Source organism: Aeromonas australiensis (assembly GCF_000819725.1).
GTDB classification, from domain to species: domain Bacteria; phylum Pseudomonadota; class Gammaproteobacteria; order Enterobacterales; family Aeromonadaceae; genus Aeromonas; species Aeromonas australiensis.
This window is the reverse complement of sequence record NZ_CDDH01000009.1, coordinates 1-19,100: the sequence shown is the minus strand read 5'-3', so window position 1 is coordinate 19,100 and position 19,100 is coordinate 1. Positions and strand designations below refer to the sequence as shown.

15 protein-coding genes are annotated in these 19,100 nt (G+C 60.3%); 11 read left to right on the top strand and 4 right to left on the bottom strand.

Translation table 11 applies throughout. The features are described from left to right. The first annotated feature begins 5 nt into the window (after nucleotides 1-5). The 9 genes from BN1117_RS01535 (at nucleotide 6) to BN1117_RS01495 (ending at nucleotide 9,902) form a co-directional block, all read left to right on the top strand. The gene (locus BN1117_RS01535; RefSeq protein ID WP_040094367.1) at nucleotides 6-1,022 is read left to right on the top strand and encodes a glycosyltransferase family 2 protein; all 1,017 of its coding nucleotides are present in this window, start codon (nucleotides 6-8) and stop codon (nucleotides 1,020-1,022) included. Further along, on the top strand, nucleotides 1,019-1,390 hold the full coding sequence (locus tag BN1117_RS01530) for a GtrA family protein (RefSeq protein WP_040094365.1): 372 nt from the start codon (nucleotides 1,019-1,021) through the stop codon (nucleotides 1,388-1,390). The genes BN1117_RS01535 and BN1117_RS01530 overlap by 4 nt, the downstream gene beginning before the upstream one ends. Then, entirely contained in the window at nucleotides 1,390-2,556 is a 1,167-nt protein-coding gene (locus BN1117_RS01525; RefSeq protein WP_040094363.1) for a membrane protein, read from the top strand. The genes BN1117_RS01530 and BN1117_RS01525 overlap by 1 nt, the downstream gene beginning before the upstream one ends. 221 nt (nucleotides 2,557-2,777) lie before the next feature. Further along, nucleotides 2,778-4,886, top strand: a complete 2,109-nt coding sequence (locus BN1117_RS01520; RefSeq protein WP_040094361.1) for an alpha-amylase — start codon at nucleotides 2,778-2,780, stop codon at nucleotides 4,884-4,886. Nucleotides 4,887-5,108: 222 nt separating this feature from the next. After that, complete coding sequence (locus tag BN1117_RS01515; RefSeq protein ID WP_040094359.1) at nucleotides 5,109-5,753, top strand: response regulator; 645 nt, start codon at nucleotides 5,109-5,111, stop codon at nucleotides 5,751-5,753. Nucleotides 5,754-5,866: 113 nt separating this feature from the next. Further along, nucleotides 5,867-6,463: a TetR/AcrR family transcriptional regulator gene (locus BN1117_RS01510; RefSeq protein WP_040094358.1), complete on the top strand. Its 597-nt coding sequence runs from the start codon at nucleotides 5,867-5,869 to the stop codon at nucleotides 6,461-6,463. An 82-nt stretch (nucleotides 6,464-6,545) separates the two neighbouring features. After that, a complete protein-coding gene (locus BN1117_RS01505; RefSeq protein ID WP_040094355.1) occupies nucleotides 6,546-7,424 on the top strand; it encodes an alpha/beta hydrolase in 879 nt (292 codons plus the stop codon). A 112-nt stretch (nucleotides 7,425-7,536) separates the two neighbouring features. Beyond that, entirely contained in the window at nucleotides 7,537-8,682 is a 1,146-nt protein-coding gene (locus BN1117_RS01500; RefSeq protein ID WP_040094353.1) for a patatin-like phospholipase family protein, read from the top strand. Nucleotides 8,683-8,999: 317 nt separating this feature from the next. Continuing rightward, the gene (locus BN1117_RS01495) at nucleotides 9,000-9,902 is read left to right on the top strand and encodes a GGDEF domain-containing protein (protein ID WP_040094351.1); all 903 of its coding nucleotides are present in this window, start codon (nucleotides 9,000-9,002) and stop codon (nucleotides 9,900-9,902) included. An 88-nt stretch (nucleotides 9,903-9,990) separates the two neighbouring features. On the opposite strand, the gene tilS is transcribed toward BN1117_RS01495, so the two are convergent. Then, nucleotides 9,991-11,349: a tRNA lysidine(34) synthetase TilS gene (gene tilS / locus BN1117_RS01490; RefSeq protein ID WP_040094350.1), complete on the bottom strand. Its 1,359-nt coding sequence runs from the start codon at nucleotides 11,347-11,349 to the stop codon at nucleotides 9,991-9,993. A gap of 167 nt (nucleotides 11,350-11,516) precedes the next feature. Here tilS and BN1117_RS01485 point away from each other — a divergent pair, with 167 nt between their 5' ends. Then, nucleotides 11,517-13,550: a M13 family metallopeptidase gene (locus tag BN1117_RS01485; protein ID WP_040094348.1), complete on the top strand. Its 2,034-nt coding sequence runs from the start codon at nucleotides 11,517-11,519 to the stop codon at nucleotides 13,548-13,550. A 58-nt stretch (nucleotides 13,551-13,608) separates the two neighbouring features. Continuing rightward, complete coding sequence (locus BN1117_RS01480; RefSeq protein ID WP_040094347.1) at nucleotides 13,609-14,052, top strand: PliI family lysozyme inhibitor of I-type lysozyme; 444 nt, start codon at nucleotides 13,609-13,611, stop codon at nucleotides 14,050-14,052. Between the two features lie 76 nt (nucleotides 14,053-14,128). Here BN1117_RS01480 and pdxY read toward each other — a convergent pair whose 3' ends face one another. The 3 genes from pdxY to cadB all read right to left on the bottom strand — a co-directional run bounded on the left by pdxY (nucleotide 14,129) and on the right by cadB (nucleotide 18,627). Continuing rightward, nucleotides 14,129-14,989: a pyridoxal kinase PdxY gene (gene pdxY / locus BN1117_RS01475; RefSeq protein WP_040094345.1), complete on the bottom strand. Its 861-nt coding sequence runs from the start codon at nucleotides 14,987-14,989 to the stop codon at nucleotides 14,129-14,131. A gap of 93 nt (nucleotides 14,990-15,082) precedes the next feature. Then, nucleotides 15,083-17,215, bottom strand: coding sequence for a lysine decarboxylase CadA (locus BN1117_RS01470; RefSeq protein WP_040094343.1), 2,133 nt, complete (start codon nucleotides 17,213-17,215; stop codon nucleotides 15,083-15,085). Between the two features lie 77 nt (nucleotides 17,216-17,292). Further along, a complete protein-coding gene (cadB, locus tag BN1117_RS01465) occupies nucleotides 17,293-18,627 on the bottom strand; it encodes a cadaverine/lysine antiporter (RefSeq protein ID WP_040094342.1) in 1,335 nt (444 codons plus the stop codon). Between the last annotated feature and the right edge of the window lie 473 nt (nucleotides 18,628-19,100).

Sequence of the window (19,100 nt, the reverse complement as noted above, 5' to 3'; positions counted from 1 at the left end):
TTCTTATGTCGCATCCAGATTTTCGACTCTCTCTGGTCGTTCCCGTTTATAACGAGGAAGAGAGCATCGATGCCTTCATCAACGCGATTGACAACGAACTGGCCCCGCTGAAAGACCAGCTTGAAATTGTATTCGTCAATGATGGCAGCCGTGACCGCACCCGTGAAGTGGTCGAGCAAGCCATCGCCCGTGATCCCCGCGTGACCCTGGTCAACCTGGCCCGCAACTTCGGTAAAGAAGCCGCGCTGACCGCCGGCCTGCATCATGCCAAAGGGGATGCAGTGGTGCCGATGGACGTGGATCTGCAAGACCCTCCTGCCCTGATCCTGGAGTTCGTCAAACTGTGGCAGAGCGGTGACTATGACACCGTCTACGGCATCCGCGTCGATCGCAGCGCTGATACCCCCATGAAGCGCCTCACCGCCGGTGGCTTCTACCGTTTCTTCAACGCCCTCTCCACCAGCACCAAGCTGCCGGAAAATGCCGGTGACTTCCGTCTAATCGATCGCAAGGTAGTGGAGGCGATCAAGCAGTTGCCGGAGCGCAACCGCTTTATGAAGGGTCTGTTTGCCTGGGCCGGTTTCCGTGCCGTTGGCGTACCCTACGAGCGCCCCGCTCGTCACGCCGGTGAGACAAAATTCAACTACTGGAAACTGTGGAACTTCGCCCTGGACGGTCTGCTGAGTTTTTCCAGCTGGCCGCTGCGAGTCTGGAGCTATGTGGGTGTCGGCGTCTCCTTCGTCGCCTTCCTCTATATCCTCAAGATCGTCACTCAGGTGGTCTTCTTCGGTATCGATGTGCCCGGTTACGCCTCCCTGATGTCCGCGGTGCTGTTCCTCGGTGGCATCCAGCTGTTGTCGCTCGGCATCATCGGCGAGTACATCGGCCGCATGTTCGTGGAGATCAAGCAACGTCCGGTCTACCTCATTGAAGGGGTCTATGGCCAGTATGCCAGGCAGGATGCAGCCAAAGCGCAAACAGCAAGCCATCCGCAAGAGCAACAGGAGCAAGCTGCGCCATGATTTCCCGCGAGGAATGCTGGCGGCTGGTACGTTTCGGTTTTGTCGGCGGGGGGGCGACCCTCGTCGATCTGGGTACCTCCATCGCCCTGTTTCATACCTGGCCCGCCATCTCGGAGCACCTGGTCACCACCCTGGCCTTTGCCATCGCGTTCTGGTTCTCCTTCTTTGGTCACCGCTACATCACCTTCCAGAAGCAGGGAGCCGCCAGCAAGTTTCTGCTGGTCGCCCTCTTTTCGCTGGCGGTGCGTAACCTGATCCTGAGCGGCCTGCTGTTTGCCGGACTCTCCGGTCTGCTGCCAGTGGTGATTGCCACCCTGACCGTGACCATCCTCACTTACGTTCTCTCTCGCGTCTGGGTTTTTGCCTGATGAATGATATGACCAATACAGCCCCGCTAACCGGGGCTGCACTCCCTTATCGCCCGTCACTGCGCATCAGCGGCCGTGACTGGTTGATGATCATCGCCGCCTTCATGCTGAGTCGGGTGGCGCTGTATGGCATGGGCTACTTCGGTGTCCAACTCTATGGTTCCCCCGACATAGGTCCGCTGCAGGCTTACTGCCAGTTCGACTGCGTCTGGTTCCAACGCATCATCGAAAACGGCTACGATCTCTATCCACGCTGGTTGAGCAAGGGTAACGCGGCCAATTGGGCCTTTATGCCGCTCTATCCGATGCTGGCGGGCTCGCTTTCCACCCTGCTCAACGTCGAGAGTCTGATCGGCCTGATGCTGGTGACCAATATCGCCTTCTTCATCAGCCTGCCGCTGATGCTGCTGGTGCTGCGCCAGCTCAAGCTGGGTGATGACACTGCCCGCTTCGGCGTCTGGTTGCTCGCCTTCTCCCCCTTCTCCGCCTATTTCGTCTCAGGCTATACCGAGTCGATGTTCATGGCGCTGATGCTGGGGATGTTCCTGTTTTCCTATCGGGAGCAGTGGCTGATGGTGGCCGTGCTGGGGGTCTGTCTCTCCGCCACCCGCAACCTGGGGGTGATGATGGTCTTCCCGGTGCTGATCCTGGCGCTGCAAGCCTACGGCTGGCGAGAGTTCTTCCGCTTTACCGAGCGCGCCTTCAAGGTGGTGTTCACCCTCTGGATGATCCCGTTTGGCCTGTTTGCTTATATGGTCTACCTCTATCACCTGACCGGCGATGCCTTTGCCTTCAAGCACATTCAGGTGGCCTGGGGTCGCTACATGGATAGCCCACTGGACTGGTGGCTCACTGGTTTCGAACTGGGCGGTCGCAAGGCTTACCTCTCCATCATGGTGATCTTCGGCTGGTGCCTCAACGGCTACCTGTTTAGCCAGAAGCGCTGGGCCGAAGCGACCCTGATGTTTATCTGCTGCACCATTCCGCTGATGACCGGCCTCAACGCCATGCCGCGTTATATGTTCGGGCTCTACCCGACCCTGCTGGCCATTATTCTGCTAACCCATCGCTGGCCCGCCATCCGCCCGGCTGTGCTCTGCATCAGCGGCATGGTTGCCTCCTTCATCGCAGTCGCTTTCGTCAACTACAAGTTTTTCACAGTTTGACGACCTGCCCGCCTCCTCCAGCCGGTCAACCGACCGGCTTTTTTATGAGCCCGATTGTGAGAGGGTGACACCTCGCTCACACTTTTCCTGGCTTGAAAACGTAACCATTTGAACTGAGTTCACAAATCAGCATTTTGCCTGTCCAAGCAAGCCATCAGGCCTCCTAGAATGAGCCCCTCTGACGGGATCTGGTCCGATTACTCTTGCTCAAGGAATGGCTTATGCGTCTCTCTTACCCCGCTTCTCCCCTCTGGCTTGCCTTGCTGGCCAGCCCGCTGTTTACCCCGCTGGCACAGGCGGCCGAGGTGCACCTCTATGTGGATGGGCAGCCGGTCGCGACACCGATCGCGCTGGATAAAGGCACTGTGACTCTGACTCATCCATTGGCCAAGGGAAGCCACCAGATCCGCATCAGCGACGCAGACAACAGTTGCGGTACCAGCTTTGGCCCGACCGAGAGCAAGCCGCTCCCCTTCGGCACCGCCCAGCCCATGGACAAATGCAGCAAGGGGACAGACTTCAATCTGAAGGTGATGCTGGCGGGAGACTACGAGTTCACCTTCAACCCGGATACCCCCAGCCTGAAGGTGTTGCGGGCGACCAAGAAGAGCGAGTTCAAGCGCCAGCCACCACAAGAGCCCTGCATCAGCTGGGATGGCGGCCCGGTCACTGTATCCCTTAAAGGGGTCTGGCCCGATGGCACCCGGCTGCGGGATGCCTACTCGGGACAGGAAGCTGTGGTCAAAGACGGCAAGCTTAGCCTGACCCCGAGCAAGGAGAGCGGTGGCCTGCTGCTACTCGAGCCGGTCCAGGCCGCCAAGCCAGCGTCTTTCAGCTGGGATCAGGCGAGCGTCTATTTCCTGCTGACCGACCGCTTCCACAACGGCGACCCGACCAACGATCACAGCTTCGGTCGCCAGAAGGATGGTCAGGACGAAGTCGCCACCTGGCATGGCGGCGACTTCAAGGGGCTCACCGAGAAGCTCGACTACATCAAGCAGCTCGGCATCAACGCCATCTGGATCACCCCCATGGTGGAACAGGTGCACGGCTTTATCGGCGGTGGTGAGCAGGGCAACTTCCCCTTCTACGCCTACCACGGCTACTGGGCGCTCGACTTCACCAAGATTGACCCCAACTACGGCGACGAGGAGAGCCTGAAAACCCTGGTGGACGAGGCCCACAAGCGCGGCATGCGGATCATCCTCGACGTGGTGATGAACCACGCAGGCTATGCCACCCTGGCGGATCTGCAGGATCTGGGGCTCACCGAGCTGACCCAAAACAGCGGCAAACTGCCAACCGTCTGGAACCAGTGGCGCCCGAGCGGCGGCCTCAACTGGCATGGCTACAACCAGTTCATCGACTATCAATCACCCGCGTGGAACAAGTGGTGGAGTGGTGACTGGGTGCGCGCCGGTCTGCCCGGCTACCCGCAACCCGGTACCGACGACGTCACCGGCACGGTGGCGGGGCTGCCGGACTTTCTCACCGAATCGACCAAACCGGTAGGGCTGCCGCCGTTGCTGGCAGCGAAAAAGGATACCCTCGCCAAGGCGATACCCGACGCTACCGTGAGCGACTATCTCATCGCCTGGCACACCGACTGGGTGCGCCGCTTTGGCATCGACGGCTTCCGCGCCGACACCGTCAAACATCTGGAGCCCGAAGTGTGGGCCAGGCTCAAGCAGGCGGCCACCGCGGCGCTCAAGGAGTGGAAGGCCGCCAACCCGGACAAGGCCCTCGATGACCTGCCGTTCTATATGGTGGGTGAGGTGTGGGATCACGGGGTCGCCAAAGATCTCTGGTATCAGCACGGCTTCGATTCGCTGATCAACTTCGACTATCAGCGCGAGTTCGCCTTGCCCCAGGCCCAGTGCATGGCCAGCGCAGAGCCCACCTATGCCAGCTACGCTAGCCGCATCAACCAGGATCCCGAGTTCAACGTGCTGAGCTATATCAGCTCCCACGATACCAAGCTGTTCTTTGGCGACTATCAGGATGTGCCGCTACAGCGCCGGGTCGCCAACAGCTTTATGCTGCTGCCGGGGGGCATCCAGATCTACTACGGTGACGAGTCAGGTCGCGGGCTGGCCAAGGATGGCGGGGTGTTCGATCAAGCGTTGCGCTCCGACATGAACTGGCAGGAGCTGGCCAGCGGCGACAAGGCTGAGCTGGTCAAACACTGGCAGCGGCTCGGCCAGTTCCGCGCCGCCCACCCGGCCATCGCGGCAGGCAGCCACCAGAAACTCTCGGATGCCCCCTACGCCTTCGTGCGGGAGAAGGGGGATGACAAGGTGGTGGTGGTCTTTGCCGGCCGGCAGAAGTAACCCTTAAGCCACATTGACCAGCAGCAGAGAGGGGAGCCGAGTGCTCCCCCCTTTCATTTCTCATTAACCAGATAACAGGCGCACTGCCAGTCTGGCCTGATAGCAACACACCTATGGTTGCTTCACATTTGCACACCGGCAGGTTTGACCCTCCCGATGAGCGATGCTAGTTTGATTTTTCAAAACAATCAGTTAGCAACAATGTGAGTCATTAACCGAGATATGGACAGCCCATTTACCATCGTCATCGCAGATGACCACCCCCTGTTTCGGGGCGCCCTTTACCAAGCGGTGCACATGGCCATCAACGATGCCCATTTGCTGGAAGCGGACTCCATCGACAGCCTGACCAATCTGCTCGGTGAGCACCCCGAGGTTGACCTGCTGCTGCTCGATCTCAAGATGCCGGGTGCCAACGGCTTTGAAGGACTGGCTCACCTGCGCGGCCAATATCCCGACCTGCCGGTCGTTGTGGTATCCGCCTCGGAAGACCCCGCCATCATCCAGCAGGTGCTGCGGCTCGGGGCGCTCGGCTTTATTCCCAAGTCGGTGCCGATGAAGGAGCTGGTCAACGCCCTCAATACGGTGATCGGGGGGGATAACTGGGTGCCGGAAGGCATCTCGCTCCATCCTGAATCGGAAGATGGCCCCGATTTCGCCAGCAAGCTGGCCAGCCTCACCCCCCAGCAATACAAGGTGCTGATCATGCTGCGCGATGGCAGCCTCAACAAGCAGATCGCTTGGGAGCTAAATGTCTCCGAAGCTACCATCAAGGCCCATATCACCGCCATCTTCAGAAAACTGGGGGTCAAGAACCGCACTCAAGCGGTGATCGCCCTGCAACAGCTCGATATCAGGGAGAGCTGAAATCCGCGCGCAGTGACACGCGGGAGACGACATGGCCAGCCATGCTGGCTATTTGTTGCTCGACAATTAGCACGATCGTACTTTATGCTGCCAGCGCCAACGAGGAGATAGCGATGAGTAAAGGGCGCCTGACCCGGGAAACCATTTTGCAGACTGCCTTCGAGCAGGCGAGCCAGCAAGGGCTGGAGAGCCTGACCATCGGCTCGCTGGCCAGCGCCTGCGAGATGTCGAAAAGCGGCCTGTTTGCCCACTTTCAATCCCGCGACAATCTGCAGATCGCCGTGCTGGAGTACGCCGCCGAGGTGTTTCGGCTACGGGTGATCCAGCCGGTACGCCAGCAGGAGCACCAGAGCCAGCACGACAAGCTGATCGCCCTGCTGCGCGCCTGGCAGGCGTGGAACCACTGCTTTGCCGGACGCTGCATGTTCCTCGACGCCTGGACCTCGGTGCAGGATGGCCATGAGCAAAAGAGCCAGGTGCAGCAAGCCGCCCGGCAACTGGTGCGCTTCTGGCTCGACTATCTGGCCCGTCAGGTGGTGCAGGGGCAGGCCGCTGGTGAGTGGCGACAGGAGATGGATCCCTGGCGCGCCGTTTACCGCCTCTATGGCCTCTATCTGGCGGATCAGGTGTTCAACGATCTCGAACTGTGTCAGGATCCGGCCCGCCACTTCTGGCCCGAGGTGGACGCGCTGCTGAGCAGCTGGCGCTGATATTTTGGCATCCGTTCAACACGAATTTTTAAAAACCGATAAAAAAGCACGACCGTTCGCATACAAAAACCACAGGATGACCATGAGCAGCAAGATCTACTTCAACACCCGCCGCTTCAGCCCAAGCAAATGGCTGCTGGGGATCGGCACCCGCTTGCACCACAGACTCGCCCCCAGCCATGCCAAGCGCACCGCCAGCAAGTTGCTGCTCACACCCCAGCGCAACCAGCGGAATGGCCACGAGCCTGCCGGTCTGGTGAAGCAGGCCGTCCATACCAGCGAAGGGGTATTGATGAGCTATCGGCTCGGTCAGGGTCCACTGTGGCTGCTGATGCACGGCTGGTCCGGCAGCGCCAGCCAGTTCTATCCGCTGATGAGCCATATCGCCGCACAGGGGTTCACCGCCATTGCCTACGATCATCCGGCCCACGGCCAGAGTGCAGGCAACACCGGCCACCTGCCCCGCTTCGTGCGCGCCTTCGACGAGCTAGCAGCCAAATTGATCAGCGAAACAGGTCCGCTGCACGGAGTCATCGCCCACAGCATGGGGGGCGCCGTCACCCTCTCCAGCCGTCAGCCGGGTATCGACAAGCTGCCGCTGTTGCTCGTCTCGCCAGTACTCGACTATGTGCCTCAGCTCTACGGCATGGTGGCGCGCTCCGGCTACTCGATCCGGTTGTTCGATGCGGTGGTCAAGGAGATTGAGCAGGAGTACCAGCACCCCTTGAGCACGGTCGATCCGCTGGGGCGGCTCGCCAGTCGCAGCGGCGCGGCGATAATCGTGCACGACGAGGAGGACAGATTTGCCCCCCACGGCGACTCCTTGCGGGCCAGCCAGGATGGCCATACCCTGCTGGTGAGTACCCGGGGTCTGGGCCACGGTCGCATCCTCGCCAGCGCCCCGGTATTCGCCGCCTTCGATCAGCTGGCGCGGCCGGAACCTACTCACCGGGTCCTGTGACAGGGGGCCATGAAAAAAATGGGCGAGCACCCGTTTTTATATTTGATACAGCGCCTTATAGTTAATTTGTCAGTGGGAACATTATTGTCAGAACACCATAAGGCGCCAGCATATGGCCAGACCCAATACAGCGTTATTGCTCACCGGTGGCGGTGCTCGCGCCGCCTATCAGGTCGGCGCCCTCAAGGCGATTGCGGAGCTCTACCCGCGCAATCTCGGCATCCCTTTTCCCATCTTGTGCGGCACTTCGGCAGGGGCCATCAATGTCACCGCGCTGGCCTGCTACGCCTCCTGTTTTCATCTGGGGGTACGCAAGCTGGAGTGGGTATGGCGCCGCTTCGAGACGCACCACATCTTCGATTTTCACCCCGGTCGACTGCTGTGGCGACTGCTCTACGAAGGGTCGGCAGGGCTGATCACTCCCGATACCAACCACGCCTTTCACCTCTTTGACAACGCGCCATTGCGCCGCCTGCTGGATCAGCTCATCGACTATCACCGTATCGATGACAATATTCTCTATGGCAGTCTGGAGGCGCTGGCCATCACGGCGTCGGATTACGATGACGGCCTCTCCACCACCTTCTTTCAGGGGCGGGCCGACCACCATCCCTGGGAGCGAGCCAGACGGCGCGGGGTGCGCACCCTGCTCACCTCGGAGCATCTGCTCGCCTCCTCGGCGCTGCCCTTTGTCTTTCCGGCCACCCATATCGGCGAGAAGTTCTACGGCGATGGATCCATCCACCAGTTAAGCCCGCTCAGCCCCGCCATCCATCTGGGGGCGGAGCGGATCCTGCTGATCACCCTGGATCCGCCCGCTCACTCGATATCGGCCCGCCACCATACCCATATCACCAGTTCCAACATTGCCAGTCATCTGCTGGATACTGTCTTTACCGACACTCTCAACTCCGATCTGGAACGGCTGTGGCGCATCAACCAGACCCTGGATCTTATCCCCGAGCGAGAGCGCAGACAGCTTAAACTGAAGCGGGTAGAGACCTGCGTACTCAAACCGAGTCAGGACCTCGATGCCATTGCGTTACCTTATCTGCGCAAATTACCACTGCATCTGCGCCGCTTGCTACGGGTTCTCGGGGTCAAAGGGGATGAGACCAGCAGTCTGGCCAGTTTCCTGATGTTCTATCCCGGTTACTGCCAGCAACTGATCAAGCTGGGCTATCAGGATGCCCTCAAAGAGCGAGAACGCGTTGCCGCCTTCCTCGATATCGAGTCGATAACAACAAAACGGGAGTGAGCCGTCGTCAGCCGCGAAAGCACACAACCTCCTGCCAACCTGCCAACCTGCCAACCTGCCAGCATCACGCTTCGACGTCATCACCACGCCAAACCGAATTAATCTGTCACCGGCACACCCATGCGCCAAAAAGTTGCCGCAAGTTGCCGCCAACAGAGCGGCGACGAACAACTGCATCAATCAATCGACGTACAAATTTTCACCTCTTTTTTATCGACTTAACTTTGACCAGTCGCACTGGCGGGCAGAAAAGATATATTGGGCACGCCAATTGCTAGGAAAGGGTGAGCAGTAGTCAGGTACACAGGTGGAAGACCATGGAAAATACGTCGTCACTCAATGGCTTTAGCCATGGCATCGAGCAGTGGGTTCGCCAGATGGAGCGGCTCACGCCCTTGCCCAGCGTTGAACGCAACCAGTTGCTCGAGCAGTTGTTGGGGCAGAGCGATCTCGGCGGTCTGCTGACAACTTTTGCCGATCGTGCGGCAAGAATTGTCAGGATCCACGGCCTCTACCTCGATTGTGGCCAGCCCCATGTGCTGATCCAGCACCCGCCGCTGGCCACCCTCAACCTGCACAACTATCCGTTCGAGCTGCGCGGTCAGCATGGCCAGTTGCTGGGCCAGCTCCACTATGAGCTGGAGCAACCACTCAGTGGTAGCCAGCAACGGGTATTAATGCAATACCATCAGCTACTCTGCCTGCTGCTGCCGCTCTATCTACGGCTGGAGAAACTGGATCAGCTGGTCCGGCTCGATCACCTGACCGGTCTTGGCAACCGCTCCTACTTTGACGAGGCTATCGGTCGCGCCATCGAGCAGCACAACCGTGAGCATCACGGTCTGGTGCTGGTACTGCTGGATCTTGATCGCTTCAAGCAGATCAATGACACCTGGGGTCATCCGGTGGGGGATCTGGTGTTGAGCCGCTTTGCCCAGCTGCTCAAGGGGTGCATCCGCAGCACGGATCAAGCCTTCCGGCTGGGGGGTGATGAATTTGCCCTGCTGCTGCAGCCAGCAGAACCCGAGGCGTGGCGCCCGGTCTGGCTTCGCCTGCAACACATGCTGCTGACCCACAAGGAGCTCAGTACCTTCTCGGTCGGATGTAGCCTTGGCGCCGCCAGCTGGCACTCCGGTATCGATGTGCCGAGCCTCTATGAAGCGGCCGACAACCACCTCTACGCCCGTAAAAAAGCCGGCAAAGCAGGCCTGCTCGAGTAGCCCCGAACTCTTCTTTGCTCCGGCACATGCGCGCCATGTGACCGGAGCTTCTTTTTTGGGGCTAATCCCCCCTCACACCGAGCTCACCTCAGGCAAGATCCTGCGCGAGCAAGATAGGGGCAGCACCGCGCTCCTGCCAGTGACAGACCAACCCGGTTCCCTGCGCCATAAACCCCTCGCAGACAAAGAGCCCCACCACCGCCGCCACCTGCTCACCATAGTAGAGGATGGGGATGCGTCCCCGCTGCCACGAAGGCACGCCATACTCCTGCAGCAGCTTTTTCATCCGCCGACTGCCGCTTCGCCCTACCGGTTTGAGGGGGATCCCGGGCGCCACCTGAAAACGCACCGAGAGCGGCTCGTCCGGCCGGGGGGCACGCAGCAGATCCTCGTCGTGCTCCGCCCTGCGCACCACCAGCTCGCCCACCCCGTCCGGCAGGGTCAGCGGCTCGCCCACGGTCAGCGGCAATACCTGATGACAAGGTTGCAGATCAGGGCTCACCAGATAGAGTCGCTCCTGAAATCGGCGGCAGCTCTGGTGCCCCCAGTTGAGCCGGGGATTGGCATCACCGCGCGCCAGCGCAACCTCCTGCCACAACCGGGCAAGTTGCTCGCGGGATGGCATCTCGCCCCCCTGACGGCGGATCCAGTAGCGCAGCAGGTTGTTGCGCCGGGTCGGTGAGAGGGCGTGCAACGGGCCGATATGGAGCGCCTCCCCCTCGCCCGCCAGCTGCCAGTCGCACTCGGCCAGCTCCTCCAGCAGCGCCTCCTGCTCGGCGCACAGTGCCATGCTGCGCGCCGCAGTCTGGGCCATGGCGGGCCAGCGCGCCTTGAGCTGGGGGATAAGCGTCTGGCGCAAAAAGTTGCGGTCATAACTCACGTCCAGATTGCTCTCATCCTCCACCCAGCCAAAGGGGAGGCTCGCTGCCGCCTCGGCCAGCTCGGCGCGACTGATATCGAGCAGCGGCCGCAGCAACAGGCCGCCGGCAAAGGGTTGGCTTGGCAAGATCCCCGCCAGGCCACGCAGACCGGCGCCGCGCTTGAGGGCCAGCAACAGGGTCTCCAGCTGATCGTCCTGATGGTGAGCGGTGAGCAGCCACTCCCCCTCCCGCATCCTAGCAGTCAGCCGCTGGTAACGGGCGGTGCGGGCCTGCGCCTCCAGACTCTCGCCATTGCCGCGGGCCAGAGTCACCCGCTCGACCAGCAGCTCCACCGCCAATTGCTGACACACGGCTTCACAATGAGCGACCCACTCATCGGCATGGGGGCTGAGGCCGTGGTGCACGTGCAGGGCGCGCAGCGGCAGGCTGTGCTCGCGGGCATAGTGCGCCGCCAGCACCAGCAGCAGGGTGGAGTCGAGGCCGCCACTGAAGGCCACCAGCAGACCGGTGGAACCTTCCGGCGCTGGCAGAGTCTGACAAAAGCGAGAATAAAGATGAGAAATCATAGGCTTCCCCAAAACGGACCGGCCGATCTTAGCAGAGTCGGGCTTATCAAGCTGCAACCCTGCTGCTAGAGTGAGGCTCGCCCGCCCTCTCCACCAGGCGTCACCTATCTGGTTAAAGCAAGGAAGCTGGGCAGGGAAGCAAACAACCCGAATTGGAATCAAACAAGATGAACAATAAGAAAAGCTTACTGGCCGGCCTGATTGGACTGGCCCTGCTGGCTGGCTGCAGTCAGGCACCGCAAGACTCCCCCAAACACTCCGGGCTGGCGCTGGCCAATATGGATACCCAGGTCAAACCCGGCGATGACTTCTTCCGCTACGTCAATGGCAAGTGGCTCGCCACCGCCAAGATCCCCGACGATCGTCCCGCCGATGGCGCCTTCTACATGCTGCGGGACAAATCCCTCGCCGATGTGCGGGTGCTGGTCGAGGGGCTGGCCACACAGGAGGCCGCCACCGGCACGCCGACCCAGCAGATCCGCGATCTCTACGCCAGCTATCTGGATCAGGCAGGCCGAGATGCCAAGGGACTCACCCCGCTGGCACCGGCGCTGGCCGATATCGACCGGATCGGTGATCAGGCCGCGCTGGCCCGCGCCTTTGCCCAGTCAGGCCGCATAGGCGGCGGTGCGCCGTTTGGCATCTGGGTTGGTGCCGATGCCAAGGCCCCCGATCGCTATGCGGTCTACCTCTATCAGGGGGGATTGGGGCTGCCGAGTCGGGACTACTACCTCAAGCAGGATCCCGACAGTCAGGCCCTGCGCCAGAAGTACCAGCAGCATATCGCCGCCATGCTGAGCCGCCTCGGCGAATCTGACCCGAGCGGCAAGGCCAAGCGGATTCTGGCCCTCGAAACCCGGCTCGCCACCATCCAGTGGGACAACGTCGCCCTGCGGGATCGGGAGAAGAACTACAACAAGCGCCCCGCCAGCGAACTGGCACGGCTCGCCCCTCATCTCGACTGGCAGGCCTATCTGAACGCCGCGGGCATTGCGGCCCAGCCGGAGCTCATTATCGGTCAGCCAACCTATCTGAGCGTGCTGGATCAGCTGATGGCCCAGACCCCCATCGCCGACTGGCAGGCCTACCTCAAGTGGCAACTGCTGACCGACTACGCCCCCTATCTCGACAGCGAGACCGACCGCGCCAACTTCGCCTTCTACGGCACCACCCTGAGCGGCACCCCCAAGCAGCGCGCCAGCTGGGAGCGGGCGCTCGGGGTGCTGAACGATCATCTGGGTGAAGCGGTCGGCCAGCTCTATGTGGCCCGCTACTTCCCGCCAGCGGCCAAGGAGCGGATGGAGCAGCTGGTGGAGAACCTGCGCACCGCCTACGGCCAGAGCATCAAGGAACTCGACTGGATGTCGCCCGAGACCAAGGCGCAGGCACTCGAGAAGCTGGCCAAGTTCCGCCCCAAGATCGGCTACCCCGACAAGTGGAAGGATTACAGCGCCATCACCATCAAACCGGATGATCTGGTGGGCAACCTGCAACGCTCGCAAGCCTTTGAATATGCAGACAGTCTGGCGCGCCTCGGCAAGCCGGTCGACCGGGACGAGTGGCACATGTCGCCGCAAACAGTGAACGCCTACTACAACCCGAGCAACAACGAGATCGTCTTCCCGGCGGCCATCTTGCAGCCCCCCTTCTTCGACATGACGGCGGATGATGCGGTCAACTACGGCGCCATCGGCGGGGTCATTGGTCACGAGATGGGCCACGGTTTTGATGACCAGGGGGCCAAATCCGATGGTGACGGCATGATGCGCGACTGGTGGACGCCGCAAGATCTCAAGGAGTTTCGCTTTCGCACCAGCCGTCTGGTGGCCCAGTACAACCGCTTCGAGCCCATCAACGGCCAGTTCGTCAACGGCCAGTTCACCCTGGGGGAGAACATCGGCGATCTGGGCGGTCTCACCATCGCCCACAAAGCCTACGAGCTGTCACTGGATGGCAAGGAGGCGCCGGTGCTGGATGGCTTCACCGGCGAACAGCGCTTCTTCCTCGGCTGGGCGCAGGTGTGGAAGGGGATGTATCGCCCCGAGCTGATGCAGATGCTGCTGCGCTCCGACCCCCACTCGCCCCCCGAGTACCGGGTCAACGGCGTGGTGCCGAACATTCCCGCCTTCTACGAGGCATTCAACATCCAGCCGGGGGACAAACTCTATCTGCCGCCCCAGAAACGGGTGAAGATCTGGTAGCAACATCACGGCGGGCTCCCCGGGAGCCCGCACTCAAGGGAGAGCAAGAGGTTGCAAGATGAACAGAGCATTGATGATGGCGGGGCTACTGACCCTGCCGCTGGCGGCACAAGCACAAGCCGAAGAGGGATTTAGCAAGCAGCTAACCCTCCCCTCCGGGCAGGTGATCCGGGTGGAGCAGGGGGCCGGTGAGCCCGCCTCCATCGGCAGCTATGACGTGCGGCTCTATTCGGGCCAGAACGCCCAGTTTCCACTGGATGAGTTTCAGGATGGCAAGGTGATGGCTCGCAACGGCTTTATCCGGGAGCTGAAACTGGTCGATTTGAATGGCGACAAACAGCCCGAGCTGGTGGTCATCATCGAGAGCGCGGGCAGCGGCAGCTATCAGGATGCCGATGCCTACACCGTCACTCCGCAAGGGGAGCTGGAGATCTTCAATCAGGTCAAGGAGCTGGAGCCCAAAGAGGATGTGGTCAAGGCGCTCAAAAGCCCGCAGGACTAAGCCCTCTCCTCGAATCTGCAATGTAAAAAGCCCTGATGATCAGGGCTTTGTTGTTTCTGCTGTTGGCGTAACCAGCTCAGAGGCGGGTCGCCCGGATGGAGACCTGCGGCAGCGCCATCTCGTGCTGGGCCGCCACCAGTTGCAGCTCGTAGGCCCCCGCCAGCCAGGTGCGAGCCAGCACTGCATCAACGCTGGCGTTGGTAAGCTCGAACGCCGCTACCGGGGTACAACCCGCCAGCAGATTGGCCAGCATGGTGGCGCTCAGCAGATCCCCCACCCCGATGGGGTGGCGGGCAAAAGGGTAGAGCGGGCGGGAGAGATGAAAGGTTCCCTCCTCGCACACCAGCAGCATCTCGAAGCGGTCCATGGCAAAACCGGCCTTGCCCAGATGTTTGACCATCACTAGCTTGACCCCTTGCGCGCGCAACTGCTGGCACGCCTCGATGGCCTCCGGCACATTGCGGATATCGCGGCCGGTGAGCTGTTCCAGCTCCAGCAGATTGGGGGCCAGCATATCGGCGCAGGCCAGTGCCCGGTTTTTCAGAAAATCGGCGACGCCGGGTGCCACTATGCACCCCTTGTCGGGGTGACCCATCACGGGGTCACAAAAATAGAGGGCGGCCGGATTGAGCGCCTTGAGCCGGGCCACCGCCGCTAGGATCTCCTCCCCCTGTTCGGCCGAGCCGAGGTAGCCGCTCAGCAGCGCATCGCACTCGGCCAGCACGCCGATCTCCGCCAGGCCGTTTACCAACTGATGGATATGGCCGCTTGGCATCACCATCCCCTGCCAGCCTTCGCGGTATTGGGTGTGGTTGGAGAACTGCACCGTGTTCATCGGCCACACCTCGATCCCAAGGCGACGCATGGGAAAAACGGCGGCGCTGTTGCCGGCACAGCCAAAGACTACGTGGGATTGAATGGAGAGCACTCGCTTCATGGTTGGCAACTCACGCAATAAGAACAGGAATTCCGGAGGGAAAAACGGGCCTTGCGGCCCGTTGTTGTCACTTTCGACTGTTGTCACTGTCGATTAACGCAGCACCTTGACGGTGTAGCTACCATCGGCCTGACGATAGAGGCCGTGGATGTCGGTCTCGAAGCCCGGGTAGTGGGCACCGATCTCGCACAGCATCTCGAGGAACTCGAGCACCGGCAGAGAATCCTTGGTCACCATCTCGCCCGGCAGTACCAACGGCACTCCCGGCGGGTACGGCAGGATCATGTTGGCGCTGATGCGATCCACCATGTCACGCAGCGGCACTTCCACCACGTTGCCGGCCAGCTCTTGCTGCCATGCGGCGTGCGGAGTCATCTTCATCTCCGGCAGTACGTCGAACGCCTTGAACATCAGCTCCGGCAGACGGTACTTGCTGGTCAGCTCGTGAATACGCTGCGCCAGCTCCTGGATGCGCATCCCTTCGTAGAAGCTCGGGTCTTCACGATAGAGGCTCGGCAGTATGTTCTTGATGGTCAGGTTCAGGTCATAACCACGCTTGAACTCGGTCAGGGCACGCAGCAACTGCATCGCCTTGGACTGATCGATACCGATGGAGAAGAGGAACAGCATGTTGTAGGGACCGGTCTTCTCCACCACGATGCCGCGCTCGTCCAGGAACTTGGAGACCAGAGAGGCAGGAATGCCCTTCTCCAGCAGCTGGCCGTCACGACCCATACCCGGGGTCAGCAGGGTGACCTTGATGGGATCCAGGTACATGTGGTTGTCATCGATATCCTTGAAGCCGTGCCAGTCATCTTTCGGATCCAGCTTCCAGCACTCGACGATGTCGATGTTGTCCGGCTGCCATACGTCGAAGAACCAGCCTTCGCTCTGATCACGCAGCCGCTTGATCTCTTTGCGGAAGGAGATGGCGCGATCGATGGAGTCCTTGATAAGACGCTTGCCGCTGTTGCCACGCATCATGGCAGCGGAGATCTCGGTCGATGCCACGATGCCGTACTGCGGCGAGGTGGAGGTGTGCATCATAAAGGCTTCGTTGAAGGTCTCTTCCTCCACGTCACCCTTGATGTGGATCATCGACGCCTGGGAGAAGGCTGCCAGCAGCTTGTGGGTGGACTGGGTTTCATAGAACACCTTGCCCGGCATGGCTTCGCCACTCATGCCGCACTTGCCTTCATAGATCGGGCTGAAGTTGGTGTAAGGCACCCAGGCACTGTCGAAGTGGATGTACGGGGTATCCAGACTCTCCTTGATGAAGCCGGTGTTGTAGAGCAGGCCATCATAGGTGGAGTTGGTGATCACTGCGTAACGGGGAGCCTGGGCACCCGGCGTTGCGGCAACCTTGGCAGCGATGGTGTCGCGGCTGAATTCGCTCTGCGGGATACCGCCCAGAATGCCGTAGGCGTTGCGGGTCGGACGGAAGTAGATCGGCGTCACATCGTTCATCATCATCAGGTGAGTGAGCGACTTGTGGCAGTTGCGGTCAACCAGCACTGTGCTGCCGGCCGGCGCGGAGAACATGCCGACGATCTTGTTGGCAGTGGAGGTGCCGTTGGTAACGATATAGGAGCGATCGGCGTTGAAGGTACGGGCGATGTACTCTTCGGCTTCCTTGTGCGGACCTGAGTGATCCAGCAGGGAGCCCAGCTCCGGCATGGAGATGGAGACGTCAGCCTTGAACGCGTTCGGGCCGTAGAAGTCATAGAAGATGCTGCCGGCCGGGCTCATCTGGAAGGCGGTACCACCCATATGACCTGGGGTACAGAAGGTGTATTTACCCTCTTCCACGTACTTGAACAGCGCCTTGGTGAACGGCGGCAGGATGGCGTCCTGATACTCCTGAGTGGCCTGACCCATCTTGAGGGCGATGTCGTCAGCCATGCCGAGGCGGTACTCGAAGAAGTGCACGTTCAGACGCAGGTCGGTCAGGTGAATATCCAGGGTGGACTGGTCGTTGGCGAAGGCGAAGATCGGCAGCTTCTCGTTGCGATCGTGGATCTCCTTGCACAGACCCAGGGAGTATTTGTCCCAGTCGAAGATGGCGCCGCATACGCGGGGGTTCTTCTCGATCAGTTTCAGCAGGTCGGCCACATCGACCGGATAAACAACCTCGAAACCCTTGCGCTCGAGGGAGGCTTGCAGCTGGCGAATGGGTTCTTCTTTAAAGAAAACACCGAGGTGGTTGAGGATGGCAATGATATTCATCGTAATGCTCCACACGTAAAGGGGCGCTCTCCATCAGGGATGGTGAGTGAAGAGCGCGCGGAAGATAAAAGGGGGAATCAGTTGCTGGGTTGTTGGTTCAGCAGGGCGTCGTGCTGACGCAGACCCAGTTTTTTGGCGTAGAACATCAGGATGATGAGCGACACCACGAAGGTAGCGGTAAGGTTGGAACCCTTGGCACCCATCAGGGCCACCAGACAGAAGACACAGGCCACACCGGAGAAGATCATGGCGCCGATGCTGCGGGAGGTCATGCCTTCAAAACGGATCAGGTTAATGCTGGAGTAGAAGTAGGGCAGCATGGTCAGCAGCACCGCATCTGTGGTCAGCACGTTGAAGAGATCAGCAGCGTGGGCGGACTGAGAGGTGAAGGCGGTCAGACCCACCATCAGCGCAGTCATCTTGAGGGAGCCCAGGATCAGACCCTTCTTGGCTACGCCGTTCTTGTCCACTTCGCCGTAGATTTTCGGGAAGTTGCCGTCGTTGGCGGCACGCTTGCCCGCCTCGCCCACCAGCATCATCCAGGAGCCCAGCGAGGTGAAGCAGGCCAGGGCGGTGAACGCAGAGACGAAGGGGGCAGACCAGCTGCCGAAGATGGCGGAAGAGGCCATGGCAAACGGGGCGCCGGAGGCGGCCACTTCACCGGCCGGGAACATACCGCTGATCACCTGGGTAGAGAGGATGTAGATAATACCCGCGATACCGGTACCCAGCATGGTGGCGAGCGGTACGGTGCGCTTGGGGTTCTTCACCATGCCGGAAGAGACGGCGGCAGATTCAACACCGACGAAGGACCAGAGGCAGATCAGCACGGCGCTGATGACCGCATGCAGGTCGCTGCCACTGGTGGTGTTCCAGTTCTGGCTGTAGACGGTGGCATCAAAATGACCCCAGCCCATCACCGCAGTACCGACCACCGGCAGCAGGATCAGCACCAGACCCAGAGTACAGAGTCGGCTCACCCAGCTACCGCCAAGCAGGTTGACGAAGGTGAAGATCCAGACGGCAGCGATGGTGGCTGCGGCGGCCGGAATTGGGCTATTGAGAATGGGGAAGAAGACCGAGAGGTAGGAGACGCCGGTAATGGCGATGGCCAGGTTACCGATCCAGTTGGCGTGGTAATAAAGCACACCGGTCTGGAAACCGAACACCGGAGAGATCTCGCCAGCGTAAGCAATGGGGCCACCCTCTTGCGGGTTCTTGGTAGCAAGGCGGGCGAAGACAAAGGCGAGGCCCATGGCGCCTACCAGACAGATTGCCCAGCTAAAGACAGAGATGGAGCCGATGGTGGCCAGTGCCGAAGGCAGCAGCGCGATGCCACTTCCCATCATGTTGCCGGCCACCACACCTGTACAGGCGATAAGGCCAATCTTCTTGCTCGTATCGAGGGACATAAGATCTCCGGTTCTATAAAAAGTCGGGTCGTCACACAGTTTTGGCGGAACACCCCGCCAAAGAATGGGCACAGACTAGGCCTCTCATCCCCGGAAAACATAAAGACCAGCTAACGGATAAAAATATGAGGCAACTTTTTTAGCTGCCTCATTAATTTCGATAAAAACCATTTAAAAACAGTGAGTTGACATCAACCGCACCACCATCTTGATAAAACCTTGATATCCTTCCGCCCCATTTTTGCCCCTTGATAACCCCCTTATCTCGCCGTCTTGATATTTTTGGCCAGATAAACCCGGGATAAAGCAGCTCCCATTGCGCCCACTCCCCTTGTAATCATCTGAACGCCCTTTGGGTCATAACCCTGAGTGGCCACTCACCTCCTGTTTGACCCGCCGCTCGGCTCATCACAATCCAGGCTCAGAGGTAAAGCGCAACGGCAATAGCCGGTGAATGGTGAATGGTGAATGGT

Excerpts from the sequence above, each read along its gene's own strand:
- BN1117_RS01535 (WP_040094367.1), top strand. The coding sequence starts at position 6 with ATGTCGCATCCAGATTTTCGACTCTCTCTGGTCGTTCCCGTTTATAAC.
- BN1117_RS01530 (WP_040094365.1), top strand. The coding sequence starts at position 1,019 with ATGATTTCCCGCGAGGAATGCTGGCGGCTGGTACGTTTCGGTTTTGTC.
- BN1117_RS01525 (WP_040094363.1), top strand. The coding sequence starts at position 1,390 with ATGAATGATATGACCAATACAGCCCCGCTAACCGGGGCTGCACTCCCT.
- BN1117_RS01520 (WP_040094361.1), top strand. The coding sequence starts at position 2,778 with ATGCGTCTCTCTTACCCCGCTTCTCCCCTCTGGCTTGCCTTGCTGGCC.
- BN1117_RS01515 (WP_040094359.1), top strand. The coding sequence starts at position 5,109 with ATGGACAGCCCATTTACCATCGTCATCGCAGATGACCACCCCCTGTTT.
- BN1117_RS01510 (WP_040094358.1), top strand. The coding sequence starts at position 5,867 with ATGAGTAAAGGGCGCCTGACCCGGGAAACCATTTTGCAGACTGCCTTC.
- BN1117_RS01505 (WP_040094355.1), top strand. The coding sequence starts at position 6,546 with ATGAGCAGCAAGATCTACTTCAACACCCGCCGCTTCAGCCCAAGCAAA.
- BN1117_RS01500 (WP_040094353.1), top strand. The coding sequence starts at position 7,537 with ATGGCCAGACCCAATACAGCGTTATTGCTCACCGGTGGCGGTGCTCGC.
- BN1117_RS01495 (WP_040094351.1), top strand. The coding sequence starts at position 9,000 with ATGGAAAATACGTCGTCACTCAATGGCTTTAGCCATGGCATCGAGCAG.
- tilS (WP_040094350.1), bottom strand. The coding sequence starts at position 11,349 with ATGATTTCTCATCTTTATTCTCGCTTTTGTCAGACTCTGCCAGCGCCG.
- BN1117_RS01485 (WP_040094348.1), top strand. The coding sequence starts at position 11,517 with ATGAACAATAAGAAAAGCTTACTGGCCGGCCTGATTGGACTGGCCCTG.
- BN1117_RS01480 (WP_040094347.1), top strand. The coding sequence starts at position 13,609 with ATGAACAGAGCATTGATGATGGCGGGGCTACTGACCCTGCCGCTGGCG.
- pdxY (WP_040094345.1), bottom strand. The coding sequence starts at position 14,989 with ATGAAGCGAGTGCTCTCCATTCAATCCCACGTAGTCTTTGGCTGTGCC.
- BN1117_RS01470 (WP_040094343.1), bottom strand. The coding sequence starts at position 17,215 with ATGAATATCATTGCCATCCTCAACCACCTCGGTGTTTTCTTTAAAGAA.
- cadB (WP_040094342.1), bottom strand. The coding sequence starts at position 18,627 with ATGTCCCTCGATACGAGCAAGAAGATTGGCCTTATCGCCTGTACAGGT.